The 22,585-nt window shown below is 69.4% G+C and carries 18 protein-coding genes; 10 read left to right on the forward strand and 8 right to left on the reverse strand.

What is annotated here, in order from left to right; all coding sequences use genetic code 11:
- Window positions 1–273: 273 nt before the first annotated feature.
- Entirely contained in the window at window positions 274–972 is a 699-nt protein-coding gene (locus ACV22W_RS13975; protein ID WP_448019911.1) for an MgtC/SapB family protein, read from the reverse strand.
- A gap of 106 nt (window positions 973–1,078) precedes the next feature.
- Here ACV22W_RS13975 and ACV22W_RS13980 point away from each other — a divergent pair, with 106 nt between their 5' ends.
- On the forward strand, window positions 1,079–2,188 hold the full coding sequence (locus ACV22W_RS13980) for an AGE family epimerase/isomerase (RefSeq protein ID WP_448019913.1): 1,110 nt from the start codon (window positions 1,079–1,081) through the stop codon (window positions 2,186–2,188).
- Here the strand turns inward: ACV22W_RS13980 and ACV22W_RS13985 are convergent.
- Window positions 2,161–3,789, reverse strand: coding sequence for a methyl-accepting chemotaxis protein (locus ACV22W_RS13985; RefSeq protein WP_448019914.1), 1,629 nt, complete (start codon window positions 3,787–3,789; stop codon window positions 2,161–2,163). The genes ACV22W_RS13980 and ACV22W_RS13985 overlap by 28 nt on opposite strands.
- A 272-nt stretch (window positions 3,790–4,061) precedes the next feature.
- Between ACV22W_RS13985 and ACV22W_RS13990 the strand changes: the two genes are divergently transcribed.
- Entirely contained in the window at window positions 4,062–4,505 is a 444-nt protein-coding gene (locus ACV22W_RS13990) for a PaaI family thioesterase (RefSeq protein WP_448019916.1), read from the forward strand.
- A gap of 62 nt (window positions 4,506–4,567) precedes the next feature.
- Here ACV22W_RS13990 and ACV22W_RS13995 read toward each other — a convergent pair whose 3' ends face one another.
- Together ACV22W_RS13995 and ACV22W_RS14000 are read right to left on the reverse strand one after the other, a co-directional pair.
- Entirely contained in the window at window positions 4,568–5,620 is a 1,053-nt protein-coding gene (locus tag ACV22W_RS13995; protein WP_448019917.1) for a CaiB/BaiF CoA transferase family protein, read from the reverse strand.
- A 123-nt stretch (window positions 5,621–5,743) separates the two neighbouring features.
- On the reverse strand, window positions 5,744–6,583 hold the full coding sequence (locus tag ACV22W_RS14000; RefSeq protein WP_448019919.1) for an IclR family transcriptional regulator: 840 nt from the start codon (window positions 6,581–6,583) through the stop codon (window positions 5,744–5,746).
- Window positions 6,584–6,717: 134 nt separating this feature from the next.
- Between ACV22W_RS14000 and ACV22W_RS14005 the strand changes: the two genes are divergently transcribed.
- The 7 genes from ACV22W_RS14005 to ACV22W_RS14035 all read left to right on the forward strand — a co-directional run bounded on the left by ACV22W_RS14005 (window position 6,718) and on the right by ACV22W_RS14035 (window position 14,261).
- Window positions 6,718–7,500, forward strand: a complete 783-nt coding sequence (locus ACV22W_RS14005) for a crotonase/enoyl-CoA hydratase family protein (RefSeq protein ID WP_448019920.1) — start codon at window positions 6,718–6,720, stop codon at window positions 7,498–7,500.
- Window positions 7,501–7,570: 70 nt separating this feature from the next.
- Window positions 7,571–8,791, forward strand: coding sequence for a CaiB/BaiF CoA transferase family protein (locus tag ACV22W_RS14010; protein WP_448019922.1), 1,221 nt, complete (start codon window positions 7,571–7,573; stop codon window positions 8,789–8,791).
- Window positions 8,788–9,588: an enoyl-CoA hydratase/isomerase family protein gene (locus ACV22W_RS14015; protein ID WP_448019924.1), complete on the forward strand. Its 801-nt coding sequence runs from the start codon at window positions 8,788–8,790 to the stop codon at window positions 9,586–9,588. Before ACV22W_RS14010 ends, ACV22W_RS14015 begins: the two co-directional genes overlap by 4 nt.
- Window positions 9,589–9,682: 94 nt before the next feature.
- Window positions 9,683–10,735, forward strand: a complete 1,053-nt coding sequence (locus tag ACV22W_RS14020; RefSeq protein ID WP_448019925.1) for a porin — start codon at window positions 9,683–9,685, stop codon at window positions 10,733–10,735.
- 10 nt (window positions 10,736–10,745) lie between these two features.
- A complete protein-coding gene (locus ACV22W_RS14025; protein WP_448019926.1) occupies window positions 10,746–12,068 on the forward strand; it encodes an MFS transporter in 1,323 nt (440 codons plus the stop codon).
- A 38-nt stretch (window positions 12,069–12,106) separates the two neighbouring features.
- Window positions 12,107–13,261: an acyl-CoA dehydrogenase family protein gene (locus ACV22W_RS14030; protein WP_448019928.1), complete on the forward strand. Its 1,155-nt coding sequence runs from the start codon at window positions 12,107–12,109 to the stop codon at window positions 13,259–13,261.
- Window positions 13,262–13,322: 61 nt separating this feature from the next.
- Window positions 13,323–14,261, forward strand: coding sequence for an alpha/beta hydrolase (locus ACV22W_RS14035; protein ID WP_448019930.1), 939 nt, complete (start codon window positions 13,323–13,325; stop codon window positions 14,259–14,261).
- 74 nt (window positions 14,262–14,335) lie between these two features.
- Here the strand turns inward: ACV22W_RS14035 and prpF are convergent, their stop codons facing one another.
- The 4 genes from prpF to prpB all read right to left on the reverse strand — a co-directional run bounded on the left by prpF (window position 14,336) and on the right by prpB (window position 20,408).
- Window positions 14,336–15,526 carry a 2-methylaconitate cis-trans isomerase PrpF gene (gene prpF / locus ACV22W_RS14040; protein WP_448019932.1) on the reverse strand — a complete coding sequence of 397 codons (1,191 nt, stop codon included), beginning with the start codon at window positions 15,524–15,526 and terminating at the stop codon, window positions 14,336–14,338.
- 26 nt (window positions 15,527–15,552) lie between these two features.
- Entirely contained in the window at window positions 15,553–18,147 is a 2,595-nt protein-coding gene (gene acnD / locus ACV22W_RS14045) for a Fe/S-dependent 2-methylisocitrate dehydratase AcnD (RefSeq protein WP_448019934.1), read from the reverse strand.
- A gap of 79 nt (window positions 18,148–18,226) precedes the next feature.
- The gene (gene prpC, locus ACV22W_RS14050; protein WP_059508457.1) at window positions 18,227–19,399 is read right to left on the reverse strand and encodes a bifunctional 2-methylcitrate synthase/citrate synthase; all 1,173 of its coding nucleotides are present in this window, start codon (window positions 19,397–19,399) and stop codon (window positions 18,227–18,229) included.
- A gap of 115 nt (window positions 19,400–19,514) precedes the next feature.
- Window positions 19,515–20,408: a methylisocitrate lyase gene (gene prpB / locus ACV22W_RS14055; protein WP_448019936.1), complete on the reverse strand. Its 894-nt coding sequence runs from the start codon at window positions 20,406–20,408 to the stop codon at window positions 19,515–19,517.
- A gap of 170 nt (window positions 20,409–20,578) precedes the next feature.
- Between prpB and prpR the strand changes: the two genes are divergently transcribed.
- Complete coding sequence (gene prpR, locus ACV22W_RS14060; RefSeq protein ID WP_448019938.1) at window positions 20,579–22,561, forward strand: propionate catabolism operon regulatory protein PrpR; 1,983 nt, start codon at window positions 20,579–20,581, stop codon at window positions 22,559–22,561.
- Window positions 22,562–22,585 lie beyond the last annotated feature (24 nt).

Genomic DNA, 22,585 nt, shown 5'->3' on the forward strand with positions numbered 1-22,585 from the left:
GGTCTAGCGTACGTTCGTCCCGCGGCGCATCGCCGCCCGTCGCGTTGCCCGACCGCGCGGTTGCCTGGGCGGCGGTGTCTGCCGCGGCCGCGACGGAGCGTGGACGCGAACGGGCCGACGAGCGGTCGGAGCGGGAACGGGAGCGAGGCAGGGAAACGGATTCGGTCATGGAGTCGGATTACAGGCCCGCAAACGCGGAACCGGATGTCGAACGGAATCAGTGACCGGCCATTGTCGCATGACCGATCGCCGATCCTGCCGACCGGATGCCGCCTATTCGTCGCCCGACAACCCGCCGCCTTCCTCGAATCGCGTCACGCACGACAGCCCGCGCAGCTTGTCGCAGATCGCACGGTATTCGAGATCCGACACGCGCGCGAGCGCGATGCGCACCTCGTCGTGCTCGCCCGTGTCGTCGGCGCGCTGCACGATGAATTGCTTCACGCGCGCGCTGTCGGGGCCGAGGGCCGCGTGCAGCGAATCGAACGTCAGCGCGCCGCCCACCACCGTCAGCGCGAGCTGACGCCGCTGCCGCACCGTGAAGTAGCGCCGCTCGAGCGGCTTGATGCCGGCCAGGATGATCAGGATGATGATCGTCGCGGAAATCGACGCGACGTACAGTCCGCCACCCACCGCGAGGCCGATCGCGGCGACCGACCACAGGCTCGCGGCCGTCGTCAGCCCGCGCACGATCTCGCCGCGCAGCAGGATCGAGCCCGCGCCGAGGAAACCGATGCCCGAGACCACCTGCGCGGCGATCCGCGACGGATCGAGCACGATGTGGTCGCTGCTGCCCAGCACATCGGCGAAACCGAACGCCGACACGATCATGATGAGCGTCGAGCCGACACAGACCAGCATGTGCGTGCGCAGGCCGGCCGCCCACGACAGGCGCTCCCGCTCGAAGCCGATGACACTGCCGAGCGCCGCCGCGAGGACCAGGCGCATCACGAGTTCCAGATTGCCGAGCATCCGATTTCTCTCCTGTTTTGAAGACTGCCGCGCGGAATGGTTTATCCTTGGCCCCGGCCGCGCCGCTCCGCGCCGACTCAATTCGATCCAAGCGCTCAACCCCGCCATGTCCGTTCCCGATTCCGCTTCCGCCCGGGCCGCCCGATTGCGCGACCATTTTGCGCACGTCATCCTGCCGATCTGGCAGGGTTCAGGGTTCGACCAGACGCTGCGGCTGCCGTTCGAGGCCGTCGATCCGGCCACCCATGCACCGCTGCCCGTCACCCGTTATCGCGCAATGGCATGCGCGCGACAACTGTTCGTGTTCGCGCAGGCCGGCCACACCGCGCACGCGGCCACGCTGTTCGATTCGCTGTGCAGCCGCTTCCGCGATCCGCGCCACGGCGGCTGGTTCTACAGCGTCGATGCGCAAGGCGCGCCGCTCGACACGACCAAGGACCTTTATACGCATGCGTTCGTCGTGTTCGCGTGCGCCGCATGGCATGCGGCGTCGGGCGACGCCGCGGCGCGCACGGTCGCCGAGGACACCGCCGCGCTGATCCAGGACCGCTTCGCGCCGCAGCCGGGTGACGCACTGCTCGACGCCGCGCGTCACGCCGACTTCTCGTCATCGGGCAGCGGCGCGCTGCAGAACCCGCTGATGCACCTGACCGAAGCCTGGCTCGCGGCCGCCGATGCGTTCGGCGACGCGGCGTTCGACGATGCGCTCGCGCGCACCGCGCAGGCCGTCGAGCGCACGTTCGTCGATACGGCGACCGGCTGCGTCGCCGAACTGCCGCTCGGGGCGGCCGACAACCGCTTCGAGCCCGGCCATCAGTTCGAATGGTTCTATCTGGTCGATGCGGCCGGCGCGCGCCTCGCGCAAACCGGGCTCCGCGACGCGCTCGCGCGCGCGTTCGCGTTCGCCGAGCAGCACGGAATCGATCCGCGGACGGGTGCCGTGTGCGCGGCAGTCGACGCGCAAGGCGCATGCATCGACGGCACGCAGCGGATCTGGGCGCAGACGGAATACTTGCGCGCGCTCGCCACGCACGGCGGCACGCCGGCGTCCGCGCCGCTCGCGCAGCAGATTGAACGCTTCGCCGCGCGCTTCCTGCATCCGCGCGGCTGGTTCGAGTGCAAGACGGCCGACGGCCAGGTGTCGCGCGCCGACATGCCGTCGACGACGCCCTACCACCTCGCGACCGCTTACGCGGCGCTGCCCGCCGTTTCGTAACCGGCGTCGGCAAACGACGACGGCGCGCGCGCGTCGCGAACACCGCGAGCCGCGCGCGCGTCGCCCAGTTCGAACACCGACACCGCCTGCATCAGGTGCGCGGTCTGGTCGTTCAGCGACGCGGCCGCCGCCGCGACTTCCTCCACCAGCGCCGCGTTTTGCTGCGTCAGCTGGTCCATCTGCGTGACCGCCTGATTGACCTGCTCGATGCCGACGCTCTGCTCGACCGACGCGGCCGTGATCTCCGACATCGTCTGCACGACCCGCGTGATCGACGCCGATACCGTCCGCATCGCGTCGCCGGCCCGTTCGACGAGTTCCGAGCCGCCATCGATCTGCGTGACCGACTCCTCAATCAGCGCCTTGATCTCCTTCGCCGATTGCGCACTGCGCTGCGCGAGCGAGCGCACTTCGCCCGCGACCACCGCGAAGCCGCGACCCTGCTCGCCGGCACGCGCGGCCTCGACCGCCGCGTTCAGCGCGAGGATGTTGGTCTGGAATGCGATGCCGTCGATCACCGAGATGATCTCCGCGATGCGCCCGGAGCTTTGGGCGATGCCCCGCATCCCCTCGATCACGCTGTCGACCACACCGCCGCCGTGGCGCGTCGCGTCGAGCGCCGCGTCGGCCAGCGCGCTGGCCGCACGCGCGCTATCGGTGTTCTGGCGGACGGTCGCGGTCAGTTCCTCCATGCTCGCGGCGGTTTCCTCGAGCGACGCGGCCTGCGTGCCCGTGCGCGCGGAGAGGTCTGCGTTGCCGCCGGCGATCTCGCCCGCGCCGAGATGGATCGCGTCGGACGCGTGACGCACGGTACGCACGGTGTCCGTGATGCTCGCCTGCATTGCAGCAAGGCCGCGCAACATCCGGTCGATCTCGAACACGCCGCCTGCCCGCACGGCTTCGTCGAGCCGGCCCTGCGCGATGCGCTCGAAATGGCGGCCGGCCTCGTCCAGCGGCGCGACCACCGCGCGCCGCGCGGCGGCGTAAATCGCCGCGCTCGCGGCGAGCATCGCCATCAGCAGCACGATGCCGACCCACTTGAACCACTGCACCCCGCTATCGATCGTGGCCAGCGCGTCGCGGCTCGACGCGGCGCCGTAGTCGGCGAAGCGGTGCAGTTCGGCGAGGTACGCGTCCTGGAAGCCCTGCGTCGGCTGATCGAGGAACGCCTGGATGTTGTCGGCATCGAGGAACTGCACGAGTTCGCCCAGCGCGCCGCGCAGCGCGCGATAGCGCTCGGTGAGCGCCGCCACGCGCGCGCGGTTCGTCGCGTCGACGGCCTGCGCGGCCGTCAGCACGGTGAACGCCTTGTCCGCTTCGGCGAGCGAAGCGCTGGCATGGCGGATGATCTCGTCGGGCTTCGGGCCGCCGCGTACCATCCGCGTGCCAGCGCGCGACAGGTTCACGCGTGCGTCGAGCAGGCGCTCGGTCGCCTGGCTGGCCGCGTCGACCTGCGCGATCGCGACGTTCGACAGGTCGTCGACGCCGCTGCGCGTCGATGCGAGCGCCCAGAAGCCGAGCGCCTCGATCGCGAACAGAAAGAGGCAAAACACGGTCAACACGCCGAGCAGACCCGACGCGAGCTTGATTTTTCCGAACATGGGGGAGATTCCTGGAGAGGCGACGATGGAGCAATGCCCCGGCATTAGCGGCATTTCTGCGTCGGACTTTAGGAACATCCGGCGAGCGGCGCCCGGCCAATCCCCTCCATCCTCGTGGAATCGCCGGCAAACGAGGACAATGCGCGCGTTCGGCGCAATAATCGCGTCGCATCGCGCCGGCCGTCACGCGAAATGCGGACGAATTTCCTTGCTTATCCGCAGCCCCCTTCCTAGAGTTCAGCGCAAGCGGACACGCATTGCGAGGGCAGTCGATGACGGACATCACGGACCACGCGCGCGGCGCATTGCGCGCGCAACCGTTCAGCATGCTGCTGGGCACGGAGCTGATGCATATCGGCGACAACGAAGTGTCGCTGTGCCTGCCCGTGCGGGAAGAACTGCGGCAGCAGCACGGCTTCGTGCACGGCGGCGTGATCGGCTACCTCGCCGACAACGCGCTGACCTTCGCCGGCGCGCTCGTACTCGGCCCGCGCGTCATCACCGCCGAATACAAGATCAACTACCTCCGGCCGGCCGTGAACGGCACGCTCGTCGCGCGCGCGAAGGTCGTCTATGCGGGCCGGCACCAGGCGACCTGCCAGTGTCATGTGTTCGTCATCGACGGCGATCACGAGCGGCTCGTCGCGATCGCGCAAGGCACGATCAATCGCGTCGGCGACGGCAAGATGCCGGATTCGCCGGAGGAAACGGCGTAAGCGGCCGATATCGCTCGACACGGCGAAGCACACGCGGCGGCGAGCCCGCGCACCCGGCTCCGTCAACCCGCGTCATCATCCTGCAACGATAGAAACCGCGGCGCAACGCGCGCCCGCACGTTCCCGTTCTCGTCAGTTCGATAGATCCCGCGCGCCGCATTGTGCGGATGGTCGACCGCAGCGGCCACGCTCAGCACCGGGGCGAAGCACGCGTCCGTCCCTTCGAGGAGCGCGCGCCAGTGCTCGGACGGCTGCCGCGCGAACACCTCCGCAAAGCGCGCCTTCAGCGCTGGCCAGCGCGTGCGATCGTACTGCGACGCCGGATCGACGTCGGTCAGTCCGAGCCGCTCGACCAGCAGCGCGTAGAACGGCGGCTCCAGCGCACCGATCGTCACGCATTCGCCGTCCGCGCAGCGATATACGTCGTAGAACGGCGCATCGTGGAAGAGGCTCGGCTGCGCGCCATCGATCTGCCCGTTCGCGCGCGCCCACAGTGCGAGCGAGCCGAGCATCGACACGATGTCGACGATCGCGCCGTCGACCACGCGCCCCGGCCCGCCGCCGCGCACATCGAACAGCGCGCAGACGATCCCGAATGCGAGCCCGAGCGCGCCGCCGGCATCGCCGACGACGGTCGGCGGCACGCCGGGCCGGCCGTCGCGCGGCGCGGACAGCGACAGCAGCCCCGTCAGCGCGACGTAGTTCAGGTCGTGCCCGGCGGCCGTCGCGAGCGGTCCGTCCTGGCCCCAGCCCGTCATCCGTCCGTACACGAGCTTCGGATTGTCGCGTGCGCAATCGTCCGGGCCGAGCCCGAGGCGCTCCATTACGCCGGGCCGCAGCCCCTCGATCAGCGCGTCGGCCTGCGCGATCAGCGCGAGCGCCGCGTCGCGGCCGGCCGGCGTCTTCAGATCGAGTTCGACGATCGTCTTGCCTTCGCGCAGCAGGTCGCCGTCGCGGCTCTGCAGCGCGTCCGGTGCGCTGGTGCGGCCTGCGGGACGCGCGATCAGCGTGATGCGCGCCCCCATCCCGGCGAGCATCCAGCCCGCGAGCGGGCCGGGGCCGAGGCCTTCGAATTCGACGATGTGGACGCCGGAAAGCGGCGCGTTCAATGACATGGCGACCTCGCGGAAATGCAACCGGACAGGGGCGAAACGAAACGACGCTCCGATTCTATGCGAACGTGCGCGGCGCCGACGGCAAGACGGCCGATACGCGAGGTTCGCGTCGACACCGGATGATCACCCGCCGCCGTCTGCCCGATGCCGGCGGAGGCCGCCGCAGGCGGACGCGTCGTCGCACGAGCGGCCACGCGACTCGCCGACCGCTTCGTCCACGCGCTCGGCCAGCGCGTCGCGCATCGCGAGCACGATCGCGCCGCGATGCTCTTCGATCCGCTCGACCGGCCCGGCGACGCCGATCGCGAGCGGCATGCCGTTCCAGCCGTCAGCGATCACCATCGAGATCATCGCCGCGCCTTGCGTCACCGTATGCGCCGAATACGAATAGCCGAGCCGGCGCGTCTCTTCGACCTTGTCCAGCACGACGTCCTCGTCGATCGTCCTGCCCGACTTTCCGATGCGCCGGATGCTGCGCGCCACGAGCCGGCGAATCGTGCTGTCCGGCTGCAGGCTCAGCAGCGCCCAGCCGAGCCCCGACATGCAGATCTCGCGACGCGTGCCAATCGGCGCATAGAACTGGACCGGAATCCGGTGCGCGCCCGCGACGGCGTCGATGTACTGCACGTAAAGATCGCTCTGCACCGCAATCACGACGGCCTCCCGCGTGCCGGCCGCCAGCCGTTTCGCCAAGGCGTGCCAGTATCGCCGGCTGGCCGCCGCCGAATCGACGAGCGCTTCGCCGAGATTGACGAGCCGCGCCGTCGGCGCATACGCGTGCGTCCGTTCGTCGTACGACAGGTAGCCGAGCACCTTCATGCTGGTCAGCAACGCCGCCGCGCTCGACCCGGGATAGCGGCAGCGCGTGGCGATCTCGCGCACGCTCAGCGGCCGCTGCAATTCGCTGAACAGCTCCAGTACCTCGAACACGCGCGCCGCGCTCTTGACCACGTTTCCGCTCATCCCGCCCCTCCGCGCCCGTCACGGCGGCCCCTTCCACGTATGTGGAACAGAATTTCCCGCCGCCAACCGTCGTGACGATACTAGGCTTCGGCCCGCGGCGTGAAGCCCCGCGGTACAGAACATACGGAGACACCATGTCAGCCTTTCTGATCCGTGAACGACAGGGACCGATCCTGACCGTCACGATGAACCGCCCCGAAACCCGCAACGCCATTTCGGACACCGATGCGATCGATGCACTGGTCGCGTGCTGCGACGAAGCGAACCGCGACGAGTCGATTCGCGTGCTGGTCCTGACCGGCGCCGGCGCCGTGTTTTCGTCGGGCGGCAACGTGAAGGCGATGCGTGCGCTCGCCGAGTCGGACCTGCACGACCTCGCGGCGATCCGCACCGGCTATCGCCGCGGCATCCAGCGCCTCGCGCACGCGTTCCACCAGCTCGAAGTGCCGGCCATCGCGGCGATCAACGGCCCGGCCATCGGCGCCGGTACCGACCTGGCTTGCATGTGCGACATCCGCATCGCCGCCGACAGCGCGCGCTTCGCGGAAAGCTTCATCGCGCTCGGCCTCGTGCCGGGCGACGGCGGCGCGTGGTTCCTGCCGCAGATCGTCGGCGCGGCCGTGGCCGCCGAGATGTCGTTCACGGGCGACGCGGTGGACGCGCAAACGGCGCTGCGCCACGGGCTGGTGTCGCGCGTCGTCTCCGACGGCGAACTGCTGGCCCACGCGCACGCGCTCGCCGCGCGCATCGCGCGCCATCCGGGCACCGCACTGCGCCTGACCAAGCGGCTGCTGCGCGAAGGCCGGCACGCGAGCCTCGACACGCTGCTCGACCTGTCCGCGTCGTACCAGGCATTCGCCCATGCAACGCCCGAACACCGAGCGGCCGTCGAAGCGCTGTTCGCCGCGCGCGACTGACCCCGCGGCGCTTCGCCCGGCATCCAGCCGGCGAACGCCAGCATCGCCGACCATCGAAGGAACCATCGTCATGATCATCAGCAACGAAGGCGCGCTCGCGGGCGTGCGCGTGGTGGACCTGAGCCGCGTCTATGCGGGCCCGTTCTGCACGCAGACGCTCGCCGACCACGGCGCGGACGTCATCAAGATCGAACCGCCGCAAGGCGACGAAACACGCGACTGGGGGCCCGCGATGCCGAGCGGCCTCTCCAGCTACTACTGGGGGCTCAACCGCAACAAGCGCAATCTCGCGCTCGACCTGTCGCATCCCGACGGCCGCGACGTGCTGTTCCGCCTGCTCGAGACGGCCGACGTGCTGGTCGACAACTTCAAGCAGGGCACGCTCGAACGCTGGGGCATCGGTTACGACGATTGCCTGCGCGAACGCTTTCCGCGCCTCGTCCATTGCTCGATCTCCGGCTACGGCACCGACGGCCCGCTCGCGCGGTTTCCGGGCTACGACGCCGTCGCGCAGGGGCTCGCCGGCTTCATGTCGATCAACGGCGAGCCGGGCGGCATGCCGCTGAAGGTACCGTTTCCGGTCGTCGACTACGCGGCCGGGCTGAGCGCCGTGTCGAGCATTCTGCTCGCGCTGGTGGAACGCACGCGCTCCGGGCTCGGGCAGCACGTCGACATCGACCTGTTCAGCACCGCGCTGTCGATGCTGCATCCGCTCAGCACGACCTGGATGGCGACCGGCGACGTGCCCGTCGCGACGGGGAACGTCTATGCCGCGATCGCGCCGTACGGCGTGTATTCTTGCAAAGACAAGCCGGTGGCGACGGGCGCGGGCAACAACCGCACGTTCGCGAAGCTGGTCGAAGCGCTCGGCGTGCCCGAGCTCGCGCGCGATCCGCGCTTCGCAACCAACGCGCAGCGCGTCGCGCACCGCCACGCGCTCGACTCGCTGATCGGGCAGCTGACCGCCGAGCTGCCCGCCGACGAGGTCGTCGACCGGCTGATGCGCGCCGGCGTCGCGACGGGACCAGTCAACACCATCGCCGACGGGTTCGGCCATCCGCAAGCGGCCCGCAACGCGATGTTCGTCAAGAACGACACCTACACCGGCGCGGGCATCCCGGCCAGGCTGTCGCGCACGCCCGGCTCGATCCGCCGGCCGCCGCGGCCGTTCGCGGCCGACACCGACACTGTGCTCGACGCGCTCGGCCTCGACGCGGCCCGCCGCGACGCGCTGCGCAAGGCCGGCGTCGTTCACGACGAGCGCGCCGCCACGTCCGGGAGCGCGTCGTGACCACGCCGCGCACGTTCTCCTCCCTGCCCGGCGACGACGCCCCGTCGATCCTGCGCAGCGACGACGACGGCATCGCGTGGCTGACGATTCATCGCCCGCATGTCGCCAATGCGCTGTCCGCCGACGCGATCCGGCGCCTGTGTGACGAACTCGTCACGCTCGACGACAACCCCGCGGTGCGCGCGATCGTGATCCGCGGTGCGGGCGAGCGCGCCTTCAGCGCGGGCATCGATCTCGGCGATCCCGAGATGCGCGGCATGCGGCCGATGCGCGGACTTGCACGCAACGTGCACGAGCTGATCCTCGAACTGCGCAAGCCGACCATCGCGGCCATCAACGGCTACGCGGTCGGCGGCGGCTTCGAAATCGCGCTCGCATGCGACCTGCGGATCGCCGCCGATCACGCGTATTTCGCGCTGCCCGAAGCGCGAGTCGGCATGGGCGCGAACTTCGCGAGCGTGCTGCTGCCGCGCATCCTGCCGCGCGCGGTCGCGATGGAGCTGCTGTTCACGGGCCGCCGCTTCGACGCTGACGAAGCGCTGCGCGTCGGGTTGCTTAGCCGGGTCGTCCCCGGCGCCGCGCTCGACGATGCCGTGCGCGAACTGACGCAGGCGATCGCCGCGAACGCGCCGCTCACGATCCGGCGCATCAAGGAAACGGCGACCCGCAGCTGGGGCCTGCCGGTTGCCGCGGCGCTGCGGCTCGACGTCGGCCCCGACGTCTATGCGAGCGAGGACCGGGTCGAAGGTGCCCGCGCGTTTCTCGAGAAGCGCAAGCCGGTGTTCAAGGGACGCTGAGCCCGGCGGCGCGCGGCCCCGTCCGCCGCGTGCCGTCGATCGCCGCCCCGCACGCGGGCGCGGCGCATAACAAACATGGAACGGAGACACATTCATGCAACGCAAAGCACTCCTGATCGGCGCCTGCGTGCTGTGCGCGCCGCACGCGCACGCGTCGTCGGTGACGCTGTACGGAATCGTCGACAGCTACGTCGAATTCGATCGCATCGGCAGCGTGTCGAGCTTCCGGCAGAGCGGCGGTGGCGGGTCGACGAGCCGCGTCGGTCTGACGGGCGTCGAGGAGCTCGGCGGCGGCACCTCGACGAAATTCGTGCTGGAAAGCGGCTTCTCGCCGGCCGACGGTTCGCTCCAGGGCGGCACGCTGTTCTACCGGCAGGCGTACGTGGCGCTACAGGACACGCGCTACGGCGACCTGCGGCTCGGCCGGCAATACACGCCGTCGTTCTACATCGTGTACGAGGGCGATCCGTTCGGCCTGAACGAACGCATGTCGCCGCTCGCGCTGCTCGCGACGTCGACGGACTCGATCACGACCGCCACGACGCCGCCGATTCCGCGCTTCAACCAGGCGGCGTCGTATCTCGGCCCGGACTGGAACGGCTTGCGCGTGATGGCCACCTACGGCTTTCCGACGCCGAACGCGCTGTCCATGCAGGCCGGCCGCAACTACGGCGCGGGGCTCCAGTACCGGATCGGCGGCCTGTACGTCGGCGCGGGCTTCCAGGACGACATGTCGGCCGGCCACCTCGCACCCGTCGTCCAGCCGACGACCACCCGCCACTACGTATTCGCCGCCAACTACGCGTTCGCGCGGGTCAAGCTGTACGGCGCGTTCCTCCACGGCGCCAGCACGGCGCCCGGCTCGCCCGCGTTCTCGACGGCGAGCGTCGGCGCGACGGTCGACGTCGGCGCGCTCGACCGCGTGCTGGTGTCGGCCGTGCGCCGCGACGTGAAGGGCTCGGCAAACGACGCGACCGCGTTCGGCCTCGGCTACGACCATCCGCTGTCGAAGCGGACCTCGCTCTATGCCCGCTACCTGTACATGAAGAACGGCGGCCGCGCGCGCAACACCGTCGTCGCCGGCGTGCAACCGCAACCGGGCGGCGCCGAGCAGGTGCTGGCGCTCGGCATCACTCACCGCTTCTGACGGAGTGCCCATGACCTCGACCGTGTCCACCCCGGCCAGCGTGCGCGACGACGCGATGCCGGCCCTCTACCGCCGCATCTCGCGTCGCCTGCTGCCGTTCCTGATCCTCTGCTACACGCTGTCGTTCATCGACCGCATCAACATCGGCTTCGCGCACGCGCAGATGGCCGCCGAGCTGCGCTTCTCCGACGCCGTCTACGGGCTCGGCGCGGGCATCTTCTTCATCGGCTACATGGCGTTCGAGATTCCGAGCAACGCGCTGCTCGCGCGGATCGGCGCGCGCCGGACCATCGCGCGGATCATGGTGCTGTGGGGGCTCGGCTCGGCCGCGACGATGTTCGTCGCGACGCCCGCGCAGTTCTACGTGTGCCGGTTCCTGCTCGGCGTATTCGAGGCCGGCTTCTTCCCCGGCATCCTGTTCCATCTCGGCGCGTGGTATCCGCCGAAGCAGCGTGCAAAGGCGTTCGCGCTCTTCATGAGCGCGCTGTATCTGGCGGGGCTGATCGCCGGCCCCGTGTCGGGCGTGATTCTCACGGTCTTCGACGGCGTCGCCGGCCTGAGCGGCTGGCAATGGCTGTTCGTCGTCGAAGGGTTGCCGAGCAGCGCGCTCGGTCTCGTCGCGCTGCGCTTCCTCGACGACCGGCCGGACGACGCGCGCTGGCTGTCGGACGCCGACAAGGCCGCGCTGCGCGACGCGCACGCGCAGGCCGATGCCGATGTCGGCAACGGCGCGACGTCGACACGACCGTTGCTCGCGCATCGCGACTTCTGGCTGCTGTGCGCGGCCAATTTCTCGATCGCGGCGGCCGGCTACGCGCTCGTGTTCTGGATGCCGGTGATCCTGCACCGCGGTGGCCTGCACGGCGCGATGCAGATCGGCGTGCTGTCCGCGCTGCCCTACCTGTGCGGCGTCATCGGCTTGCTCGGCATGGGCTGGCGCACCGAACACCGGCAGGCGTGGCGCGAACACGGCGCGGCCGCGATGCTCGCGTGCGCGGCGGCGCTCGTCGTGCTGGCGCGCGTCGATGGCACCGCGAACCTGACGATCGCGCTCTGCGTCGCAGTCGCCGCGCATGCCGCGGCACTGCCCGCGTTTTGGGTGCTGCCCGGGCTCGCGCTGCCGAAGCGCTCGATGGCCATCGCGATCGCGGCGATCACGATGTCCGGCGCGATCGGCGGATTCGCGAGCCCGTTCCTGATGGGCGTGCTGAACACCGCCACCGGCTCGATGCGCGGCGGCCTCTATTTCAACGCCGCGTTGCTCGCGGCCGGTTGCATGGCGCTCTTCGGCACGCTGCGCGCCCGGGCAGCGTGCCCTGCGCGTGCGATCTGAGCGCGCCCCCTTCCCTTCACTCCTTCATCGACACACCCATGAATTTCGAACTCGATCTCGACCACCAGATGATCAAGGATCTCGTCGCACGCTTCGTGAAAGACGAGCTGATGCCGCTCGAAGCGGCCGTGATGGCGCGCGAGGCAGACGGCCAGCGCTTCGCGCTGCTCGCCGACGAGCGCGCGCGGCTCGACGAGCGCTCGCGGCAACTCGGCCTGTGGGGTCTCGACGCGCCCGCCGATGCCGGCGGCTCGGACCTGCCGGCCGTCGCGATGGTCGGCGTGAACGAAGCGATCGGCACGACCGTGACGCCATACATCCTGCCGCCCGACTCGCCGAACCTGCGGATGCTGTGCGACGCGGCCGACGACGCACAGCGCGCGCGCTACCTCGAACCGTACGCGCGCGGCGTCACGCGCTCCGCAATGGCGATTTCCGAGCCGGGCGCCGGCTCGGACCCGGGCGCGCTGTCGACGACGGCCGAGCGCGACGGCGACACATGGGTGCTGAACGGCCGGAAGATCTGGATCAGCCACGCGCGCGAAGCCGACTGGACGATCGTGATGGCGCTGACCGACCGAAGCAAGGGCAAGCGCGGCGGCATGTCGGCATTCATCGTCGAGCGCGACACGCCGGGCTTCGTCATCGAACGCCGCATTCCGATGATCGGCGGGCTGTCGACCTATGAAATCGTGCTGGAGGATTGCCGCGTTCCCGCCACGCAGCTGCTGGGCCGCGAAGGCGCCGGTTTCGCGCCGATGCAGGCGCGCCTGTCGAACCGTCGGCTGGAGATGGCCGCTTGGTGCATCGGCCGCGCCGAGCGCGCGGTCGCGCTGCTGTGCGACCATGCGAAACAGCGCAAGACCTTCGGCGTGCCGCTGGCCGAGCGCCAGGCGGTCCAGTGGTGGGTCGCCGACGCGCTGACGCAGATCCACGCGTGCCGCCTGATGACCTATGAAGCGGCCGCGCGAGTGGATGCCGGACAAGATGCGCGCACGCAGATCTCGATGGTCAAGGTGTTCGCGACGGAGATGGCGTCGGGCGTCATCGATCATGCGATGCAGACGCTCGGCGCGATGGGCATGACGAAGGAGCTGCCGCTGCATCAGATGGCGAACGAAGCGCGGCTGATGCGCATCTTCGAAGGCCCGACAGAAGTGCATCGCTGGGTCGTCGCACGCAGCGTGCTGTGACGCCGCCATCACCGGTTCCCCGGTCGCGCGCGTCGCGCCGTTTTCCTCACGGAGTCGCACCTTGGATACACGTCATCTCGTCGATCCCGACATCCGCCCCTGGCTGGACGCCTGGCCGACCGTCACGCTCACCGCCGACAACCTCGCCCGGTATCGCGACCGCGTCCTGCCGCTGCCGCCGGTCGACACGGTCGGCAACACGCTCCAGCATCGGCGCGTGCCGGGCTCCGGCGGCGCGCCGGACGTGCCGGTGCGCGTATACCTGCCCGACGACGCGACGCGCCCGCTGCCAGCGATCGTGCACATGCACGGCGGCGGCTATGTGCGCGGGGCCGCGAAGGATCTCGAAGCCGTGCACCGCCCGCTGGTGAAAACGCTGGGGTGCGCGCTGGTGTCGATCGACTACCGCCTCGCGCCCGAGACGCCGTTTCCCGGCGCGATCGACGACTGCTACGCGGCACTCGCCCGGACCTTCCACCACGCGGACGCGCTCGGCATCGATCCGGCGCGCATCGGCGTGATGGGCGAAAGCGCGGGCGGCGGGCTCGCGGCAGCGCTGGCGTTGCTGGCGCGCGATCGCGGCGAATACCCGCTGGCGTTCCAGCACCTGATGTATCCGATGCTCGACGATCGCACCTGCGTGCGCGCACCGCATCCGCATGCCCGCGAATTCGTCTGGCACGCGGCCAACAACCGGTTCGCGTGGACGTCACTGCTCGGCCACGCACCGGGCCTCGACGGCGTGTCGCCATACGCGGCGGCGGCCCGAGCGGAACGGCTCGACGGGCTACCGCCGGCGTTCATCGCCGTCGGCACGGTCGACCTGTTCGTCGACGAGAACATCGGCTACGCGCAGCGGCTCATCCGGGCCGGCGTGCCCACCGAGCTGCACGTCTTCCCGGGCGGCGTGCACGGCTTCGACATCGTGCCCGACGCGCGCGTATCGACGGCCGCGCGGCGCATCAGCCACGACGCTCTGCGCCGCTTGCTGCACGGCTGACCGCCATCGACGCAGAAACGAAAAAGGGCGGCCGAAGCCGCCCTTGCCGTTCGTCGATACGACGCCCGGCACGCTCAGAACGCATCCCCCGGCACCCGCACCCAGCCTTCCATCAGCACGCGCGCGCTGCGGCTCATGATCGCCTTCGTGACGGTCCATTCGCCATTTTCGAGCCGGGCTTCCGCGCCGACGCGCAGCGTGCCCGACGGATGGCCGAAGCGCACCGCGTTGCGTTCCCCGCCGCCCGCCGCCAGGTTGACGAGCGTGCCGGGGATCGCCGCGGCCGTGCCGATCGCGACCGCCGCCGTGCCCATCATCGCGTGATGCAGCTTGCCCATCGACATCGCCCGCACCAGCAGGTCGATGTCGCCCGCGTTCACGCGCTTGCCGCTCGACGCAACATAGTCGGCCGGCTTCGCGACGAACGCGACCTTCGGGGTGTGCTGACGCGTCGCGATCTCGTCGAGCGTGTCGATCAGGCCCATGCGCAGCGCGCCGTGCGCGCGGATCGTCTCGAACTTCTCGAGCGCCTTCGCGTCACCGTTGATCGCGTCCTGCAGCTCCGTGCCCGTATAGCCGATCGCCTCGGCCTCGACGAAGATGGTCGGAATCCCCGCGTTGATCATCGTCGCCTTCAGCGTGCCGATGCCCGGCACGGCGAGGTCGTCGACGAGGTTGCCGGTCGGAAACATCGAGCCGCCCGAGCCTTCTTCCTCCGCGGCCGGATCCATGAACTCGAGCTGCACTTCGGCGGCCGGAAACGTGACGCCGTCCAGCTCGAAATCGCCCGTTTCCTGCACCGCGCCGTTCGTGATCGGCACGTGCGCGACGATCGTCTTGCCGATGTTCGCCTGCCAGATGCGCACCGTCGCGATGCCGTCGTGCGGCACGCGCGAAGCATCGACGAGCCCGCCGCTGATCGCGAACGGGCCGACCGCCGCCGACAGGTTCCCGCAGTTGCCGGTCCAGTCGACGAACGCGCGGTCGATCGCAACCTGCCCGAACAGGTAGTCGACGTCGTGGCCGGGCCGCGTGCTCTTCGACACGATCACCGTCTTGCTGGTCGACGACGTCGCGCCGCCCATCCCGTCGATCTGCTTGCCGTACGGATCGGGGCTGCCGATCACGCGCAGCAGCAGCGCGTCGCGTGCGGCGCCCGGCGCCTGCGCGGCGTCCGGCAGGTCCTGCAGCCGGAAGAACACGCCCTTGCTGGTGCCGCCGCGGATGTACGTCGCCGGAATCCTGATTTGAGGAATGTGAGCCATGTTTGCGTTGTCCCTGTGTGCCCCGGTCAAGCGGCCTGCGACGATTCGAGGAAGTCCTGCGCGAAACGCTGCAGCACGCCGCCCGCCTCGTAGATCGACACTTCCTCGGCCGTATCGAGCCGGCACGTCACCGGCACCGCGACGCGCTCGCCGTTCTTGCGGTGAATCACGAGCGTGAGATCGGCGCGCGGCGTACGCTCGCCTACCACGTCGAAGGTCTCGGTGCCGTCGATGCCGAGCGTCGCGCGGTTCGTGCCCGGCTTGAACTCGAGCGGCAACACGCCCATCCCGATCAGGTTCGTGCGGTGAATCCGCTCGAACCCTTCGGCGACGATCGCCTCGACGCCCGCGAGCCGCACGCCCTTCGCGGCCCAGTCGCGCGACGAGCCCTGGCCGTAATCGGCGCCGGCGACGACGATCAGCGGCTGCTTGCGATTCATGTACGTCTCGATCGCTTCCCACATCCGCATGACCTTGCCTTCTGGCTCGACGCGCGCGAGCGAGCCTTTCTTCACCACGCCGTCGACGACGGCCATCTCGTTGATCAGCGTCGGGTTCGCGAAGGTTGCGCGCTGCGCGGTCAGGTGGTCTCCCCGGTGCGTCGCGTACGAATTGAAGTCCTCTTCCGGCAGGCCCATCTTCGTGAGGTACTCGCCGGCCGCGCTGTTCGCGAGGATCGCGTTCGACGGCGACAGGTGGTCGGTCGTGATGTTGTCGCCGAGCACCGCGAGCGGGCGCATGCCCTTGAGCGTGCGCTCGCCGGCCAGCGCGCCTTCCCAGTACGGCGGACGGCGAATGTACGTGCTTTGCGGACGCCAGTCGTACAGCGGCGCCGCGCGCTCGCCCGCATCGGCGGTGCGCGCGAACATCGGTTCGTAGACCTTGCGGAACTGCTCGGGCTTCACGCTCGATGCGACGATCGCGTCGATCTCCTCGTCGGTCGGCCAGATGTCCTTCAGCGTGACGGGCTTGCCGTCCCGGTCGTGGCCGAGCGCGTCCTTCTCGATGTCGAAGCGGATCGTGCCGGCGATCGCATACGCGACGACGAGCGGCGGCGATGCGAGAAACGCCTGCTTCGCATACGGGTGGATGCGGCCGTCGAAGTTGCGGTTGCCGGACAGCACGGCGGTCGCGTACAGGTCGCGATCGACGATCTCCTGCTGGATCTTCGGATCGAGCGCGCCCGACATCCCGTTGCAGGTCGTGCACGCGAACGCGACGATGCCGAAGCCGAGCTTCTCGAGTTCCGGCAGCAGGTTCGCTTCTTCCAGATACAGCTCGACCGCCTTCGAGCCCGGCGCGAGCGAGCTCTTCACCCACGGCTTGCGCGTGAGGCCCTTCGCGTTCGCGTTGCGCGCGAGCAGGGCCGCGGCGATCACGTTGCGCGGATTGCTGGTGTTCGTGCAGCTCGTGATCGCGGCGATGATCACCGCGCCGTCGGGCATCTCGCCCGCCTTCTCTTCCCACTGGCCGGCGATGCCGCGCGCGGCGAGATCGGACGTCGGCAGCCGCTTGTGCGGGTTCGACGGGCCGGCCATGTTGCGCACCACGCTCGACAGGTCGAACGTCAGCGTGCGCTCGTACTGCGCGCCATCCAGCGTGTCGGCCCACAGGCCCGCCGCCTTCGCGTAGGTCTCGACGAGCTTCACCTGCTCGTCGCTGCGGCCGGTGAGGCGCAGGTAGTCGGTCGTCTGGCCGTCGATGAAGAACATCGCGGCCGTCGCGCCATATTCGGGCGCCATGTTCGAGATCGTCGCGCGGTCGCCGAGCGTGAGGCTCGCCGCGCCCGCACCGCGGAATTCCAGGTACGCGCCGACCACCTTTTCCTTGCGCAGGAATTCGGTCAACGCGAGCACGATGTCGGTCGCGGTGATGCCGGGCTGGCGCTTGCCGGTCAGTTCGACGCCGACGATGTCGGGCAGGCGCATCCACGATGCGCGGCCGAGCATCACGTTCTCCGCCTCCAGCCCGCCCACGCCGATCGCGATCACGCCGAGCGCGTCGACGTGCGGCGTGTGGCTGTCGGTGCCGACGCAGGTGTCCGGATACGCGACGCCATCCTGCGCCTGGATCACCGGCGACATCTTCTCCAGGTTGATCTGGTGCATGATGCCGTTGCCCGGCGGGATCACGTCGACGTTCTCGAACGACTGCTTGGTCCATTCGATGAAGTGGAAGCGATCCTCGTTGCGGCGATCCTCGATCGCGCGGTTCTTCGCGAACGCGTCCGGATCGAAGCCGCCGCACTCGACGGCGAGCGAGTGGTCGACGATCAGCTGCACGGGCACGACCGGGTTCACCTTCGCCGGGTCGCCGCCGCGCTCGGCGATCGCGTCGCGCAGGCCCGCGAGGTCGACGAGCGCCGTCTGGCCGAGAATGTCGTGGCACACCACGCGCGCCGGGAACCACGGGAAGTCGCGCTCGCGCTTGCGCTCGATGATCTGCTTCAGCGAATCGGCGAGGATCGCCGGATCGCAGCGGCGCACGAGGTTTTCGGCGAGCACGCGCGACGTGTACGGCAGCGTATCGTACGCGCCGGGGGCGATCGCTTCGACCGCGGCACGCGCGTCGAAGAAGTCCAGCGACGTGCCGGGCAGGGGTTTGCGGTAGGCGGTATTCATGATGTGGGGCGGAAATCGGGGTAAGACGTTCCGCGCGCGCCGGCAGCCCGCATCATGGGCGGCCGGTGCACGCGGCGTTTCAGCGCTTCTCGATCGGCACGAACTGCAGATCTTCCGGACCCGTGTAGTTCGCGCTCGGGCGGATGATCTTGTTGTCGATGCGCTGCTCGATGATGTGCGCGCTCCAGCCGGACGTGCGCGAGATCACGAACAGCGGCGTGAACATCGCGGTCGGCACGCCCATCATGTGATACGACACGGCGCTGAACCAGTCGAGGTTCGGGAACATCTTCTTCGCGTCCCACATCACCGATTCGAGGCGCTCGGCGATGCTGTACAGCTTCAGGTCGCCCGCTTCCTTCGACAGCTTGTGCGCGACGCCCTTGATCACCTTGTTGCGCGGATCGGAGATCGTGTAGACCGGATGGCCGAAGCCGATCACGACTTCCTTGTTCTCGACGCGGCGGCGGATATCGGCTTCGGCGTCGTCCGGCGAGCTGTAGCGGCTCTGGATTTCATACGCGACTTCGTTCGCGCCGCCGTGCTTCGGCCCGCGCAGCGCGCCGATCGCGCCGGTGATCGCCGAGTAGATGTCCGAGCCCGTGCCCGCGATCACGCGGCCGGTGAACGTCGATGCGTTGAACTCGTGCTCCGCATACAGGATCAGCGACGTGTGCATCGCGTCGACCCACGACTTCGACGGCGTCTTGCCGTGCAGCAGGTGCAGGAAGTGGCCGCCGATCGAATCGTCGTCGGTTTCCGTCTCGATGCGCTTGCCGTTGTGCGAGAAGTGATACCAGTACAGCAGCATCGAGCCGAGCGACGCCATCAGGCGGTCGGCGATGTCGCGCGCGCCCGGCAGGTTGTGATCGTCCTTCTCCGGCAGCACGGTGCCGAGCACCGATACGCCGGTGCGCATCACGTCCATCGGGTGGGCGGAGGCCGGGATCTGCTCGAGCGCGGCCTTCAGCGCGTTCGGCAGGCCGCGCAGCGCGCGCAGCTTGGTCTTGTACGCGGCCAGTTCGGTCAGGTTCGGCAGCGTGCCGTGCACGAGCAGGTGTGCGATTTCCTCGAATTCGCACGATTCGGCGACGTCGAGAATGTCGTAGCCGCGGTAGTGCAGGTCGTTGCCGGTCTTGCCGACCGTGCACAGCGCCGTGTTGCCGGCCGTCACGCCCGACAGCGCCACCGACTTCTTCGGCTTGAATGCGCCTGCGGCGGCCGGTGCTGCTGCGTCTTTCGTCTCGCTCATGTTTCCGTTCTCCAATGGGTATCGGGGGTGTCATGTCGGCCGGTCGCTGCGCGGGTGCGCGCGATCCGGCTTCATGCAAAGCATTCCGGGAACGTGCCCCGGCGCGCGGGCCGCGTTACTTCTTGCCCTGCGCGAACAGTTCGTCGAGCTTCTGCTCGTAGGCGTGATAGCCGAGGAAGTCGTACAGCTCGGCGCGGGTCTGCATGGTCGGCACGGTGGCCTTCTGCGTGCCGTCGCGGCGCAGCGTCTCGTAGAAATTCAGCGCGGCCTTGTTCATCGCGCGATACGCGCCGCAGCAGTACAGCGCGATGTCGACGTTCGCCTCGCGCAGTTCGTCGAGCGTGAACAGCGGCGTCGAGCCGAACTCGGTCAGGTTCGCGAGGATCGGCACCTTCACGGCGGCCTTGAAGCGGCGGTAGTCGTCGAGCGTCTTCATCGCTTCCGGGAAAATCATGTCGGCGCCGGCTTCCACGTATGCGATCGCGCGCTCGATCGCCGCGTCGATCCCTTCGGCAGCGGCTGCGTCGGTGCGGGCCATGATCACGAACTGGTCGTCGGTGCGCGCATCGACCGCGGCCTTCACGCGGTCGACCATCTCCTCGGTCGGCACGACTTCCTTGCCCGGACGGTGGCCGCAACGCTTCTGGCCGACCTGGTCCTCGAGGTGGACGGCCGCGACGCCGGCCTTGATGAACGAGCGAACGGTGCGCGCGATGTTGAACGCGCCGCCCCAGCCCGTGTCGATGTCGACCAGCAGCGGCAGGTCGGTCGCGTTGGTGATCCGGTTCGCGTCGATCAGCACGTCTTCCATCGTGCTGATGCCGAGATCGGGGATGCCGAGCGAATTCGCGGCGACGCCGCCGCCAGACAGGTAGACGGCCTTGAAGCCGACGGCCTGCGCCATCTTGGCTGCGTATGCGGTGATCGCGCCGACCACCTGCAGCGGCTGCTCGGCCGCGACTGCCGCGCGGAATTTCGCGCCGGCGCTCTGAAGATGCGTATTGCTCATGAACGGCCTCCTGAAGGAATGCCCATCAACAGCAAGGACCGGGCCAGCTCGCGAATCGCCGCTAACCCACTGATTCTTAAGCAACCGGCCCGTGCGAGGAATCGTCCGTTTATTTCAATTCGGCAATTTCATGTTTCAAAAATGAAATCGCGCGCGCATAATCGATTGCCATGGACCTCTCCTCGACCAAGCCCGTCGGCCCGGCCGACCGCACCGTTCGCCCGCGCATCTGGGCGATGGGCATCAGCCGCCTGCGCGACCTGTTTCGCGAGATCGCCGGCGAATTCGACGAACGCGCCGACGTGCGCATCGTCACGCGCGCGTACGAAGATGCATTGAGCGCGATCGCGGAGGCCGGCACCGCGCGGCCCGACGTGATCGTCGCGGCCGGCTCGAACGGCGGCTTCCTGAAAACACGTGCGCAGGTGCCGGTCGTGGTCGTATCGCCGACCGGCTTCGACGTGATGCAGGCACTCGCGCGCGCGCGGCGCGACGCATCGCGGATCGCGCTCGTCAGTGCCGGCGAGACGCCGCCCGAAGTGCGCCGCTTCGTCGCCGCGTACGGCCTCGACGTGCAGTTTGCGTCATATCAGTCCGCGCAGGAAGCGGAAGCGTGCGTGCACGACCTGCACGACCGCGGCATCGAGACGATCGTCGGCCCGGGCCTCGTCACCGATCTGGCGGCGAGCGCCGGCATGGGCGCGGTGTTCCTGTATTCGCACGCGTCGGTGCGCAAGGCGGTCGAGACGGCGCTCGAAGTCGCGTACGCGACGCACGCCGAGGCGTTTCGTCGCCAGCGGCTCGACAACCTGTTGCAGCACCTGCGCGACGGCGTGGTCGCGCTCGATGCGCGCGGTCGCGTCGAAGCCATCAACGAGCGGCTCGCGTCGGCGCTCGGGGTCGAACCCGCGGCGGCCGTCGGCCGCGCGCTCGTCGACCTGCGCCCGGAGCTGCGCACGCTGCGCGGCGAGGACGGCGACGCGCTCGCGACCGTGCGCGGCGTGCGCTACGTCGTGCATCGCGGGCCGCTGGTCGATCGCGGCGTCACGTCGGGCAGCGTGCTGACGTTCCAGGAATCGCGCGCGGTCGAACGGCTCGACCGTGCGCTGCGCTCGCAGCCGAATACGCAGCAGTTCGCGGCACGCTACACGCTCGACGACGTGGTCGGCGCGTCGGCGCCGATGGCGCGCGTGCGCGATCTCGTGCGCCGCTACGCGAAATCCGACGCGACCGTCCTCGTACTCGGCGAAAGCGGCACCGGCAAGGAGATGATCGCGCAGAGCCTGCACGCGCTGTCCGTGCGGCGCAGCTATCCGTTCGTCGCGATCAACTGCGGCGCGTTTCCGGAGGCGCTGCTCGAGAGCGAGCTGTTCGGTTACGAAGAGGGCGCGTTCACCGGCGCGCGGCGCGGCGGCAAGACCGGGCTGTTCGAGGCCGCGCACCGCGGCACGCTGTTTCTCGACGAGATCGGCGAGATGCCGCCGTCGCTGCAAAGCCGGCTGCTGCGCGTGCTGCAGGAGCGCGAGGTGATCCGCCTCGGCTCGACCGAGCCGATTCGCATCGACGTGCGCGTGATCGCCGCGACGCACCGTCCACTGCTCGCGGCCGTCGAGGACGGCACGTTCCGCGCGGACCTGTATTACCGGCTCAACATCCTGAACATTGGCCTGCCGCCGCTGCGCGAGCGCGCCGCCGACATCCCGGCACTCACGGCCACGCTGCTCGTGCAGGCCGCTCGGCGTGAACCGCGGCTGGCCGAACGCGTGCGCGAAGTCGGCGATGCGATGCGCGTGCTCGACGCGACCCAGGCGACGCTCGCGCGCTACCGATGGCCCGGCAACGTGCGGGAACTGCAGAACGTGGTCGAGCGGATCGCGGTGGAACTGGCCGAGGAAGTCGACGAACACGATCCGGGCGCCGCGTGCGCTGCGCTCACGCCGGATGCGCTGCAGGCGATCGCGCCCGAGCTGTTCGCGGTGCCGCCCGACGCAATCGACACCGACGACGCACAGACACTCCACGCGCGCCGCCGTCGCGCCGAAGCCGACGAGATCCGCGCGGTGCTCGATGCGTGCGGCGGCGACCGCGATCGCGCATGCGCGATGCTCGGCATCAGCAAGACCACGCTGTGGCGGAAGCTGTCGGCGAGATAGGTCCGGGCGGAACGGGCGCGGCTG

This window comes from Burkholderia sp. AW49-1, from assembly GCF_053427845.1.

Excerpts from the sequence above, each read along its gene's own strand:
- ACV22W_RS13990 (WP_448019916.1), top strand. The coding sequence starts at position 4,062 with ATGACGGACATCACGGACCACGCGCGCGGCGCATTGCGCGCGCAACCG.
- ACV22W_RS14010 (WP_448019922.1), top strand. The coding sequence starts at position 7,571 with ATGATCATCAGCAACGAAGGCGCGCTCGCGGGCGTGCGCGTGGTGGAC.
- ACV22W_RS14030 (WP_448019928.1), top strand. The coding sequence starts at position 12,107 with ATGAATTTCGAACTCGATCTCGACCACCAGATGATCAAGGATCTCGTC.
- prpB (WP_448019936.1), bottom strand. The coding sequence starts at position 20,408 with ATGAGCAATACGCATCTTCAGAGCGCCGGCGCGAAATTCCGCGCGGCA.
- ACV22W_RS14000 (WP_448019919.1), bottom strand. The coding sequence starts at position 6,583 with ATGAGCGGAAACGTGGTCAAGAGCGCGGCGCGCGTGTTCGAGGTACTG.
- prpF (WP_448019932.1), bottom strand. The coding sequence starts at position 15,526 with ATGGCTCACATTCCTCAAATCAGGATTCCGGCGACGTACATCCGCGGC.
- ACV22W_RS13980 (WP_448019913.1), top strand. The coding sequence starts at position 1,079 with ATGTCCGTTCCCGATTCCGCTTCCGCCCGGGCCGCCCGATTGCGCGAC.
- ACV22W_RS13975 (WP_448019911.1), bottom strand. The coding sequence starts at position 972 with ATGCTCGGCAATCTGGAACTCGTGATGCGCCTGGTCCTCGCGGCGGCG.
- prpR (WP_448019938.1), top strand. The coding sequence starts at position 20,579 with ATGGACCTCTCCTCGACCAAGCCCGTCGGCCCGGCCGACCGCACCGTT.
- ACV22W_RS13985 (WP_448019914.1), bottom strand. The coding sequence starts at position 3,789 with ATGTTCGGAAAAATCAAGCTCGCGTCGGGTCTGCTCGGCGTGTTGACC.
- acnD (WP_448019934.1), bottom strand. The coding sequence starts at position 18,147 with ATGAATACCGCCTACCGCAAACCCCTGCCCGGCACGTCGCTGGACTTC.
- prpC (WP_059508457.1), bottom strand. The coding sequence starts at position 19,399 with ATGAGCGAGACGAAAGACGCAGCAGCACCGGCCGCCGCAGGCGCATTC.
- ACV22W_RS14020 (WP_448019925.1), top strand. The coding sequence starts at position 9,683 with ATGCAACGCAAAGCACTCCTGATCGGCGCCTGCGTGCTGTGCGCGCCG.
- ACV22W_RS13995 (WP_448019917.1), bottom strand. The coding sequence starts at position 5,620 with ATGTCATTGAACGCGCCGCTTTCCGGCGTCCACATCGTCGAATTCGAA.
- ACV22W_RS14005 (WP_448019920.1), top strand. The coding sequence starts at position 6,718 with ATGTCAGCCTTTCTGATCCGTGAACGACAGGGACCGATCCTGACCGTC.
- ACV22W_RS14025 (WP_448019926.1), top strand. The coding sequence starts at position 10,746 with ATGACCTCGACCGTGTCCACCCCGGCCAGCGTGCGCGACGACGCGATG.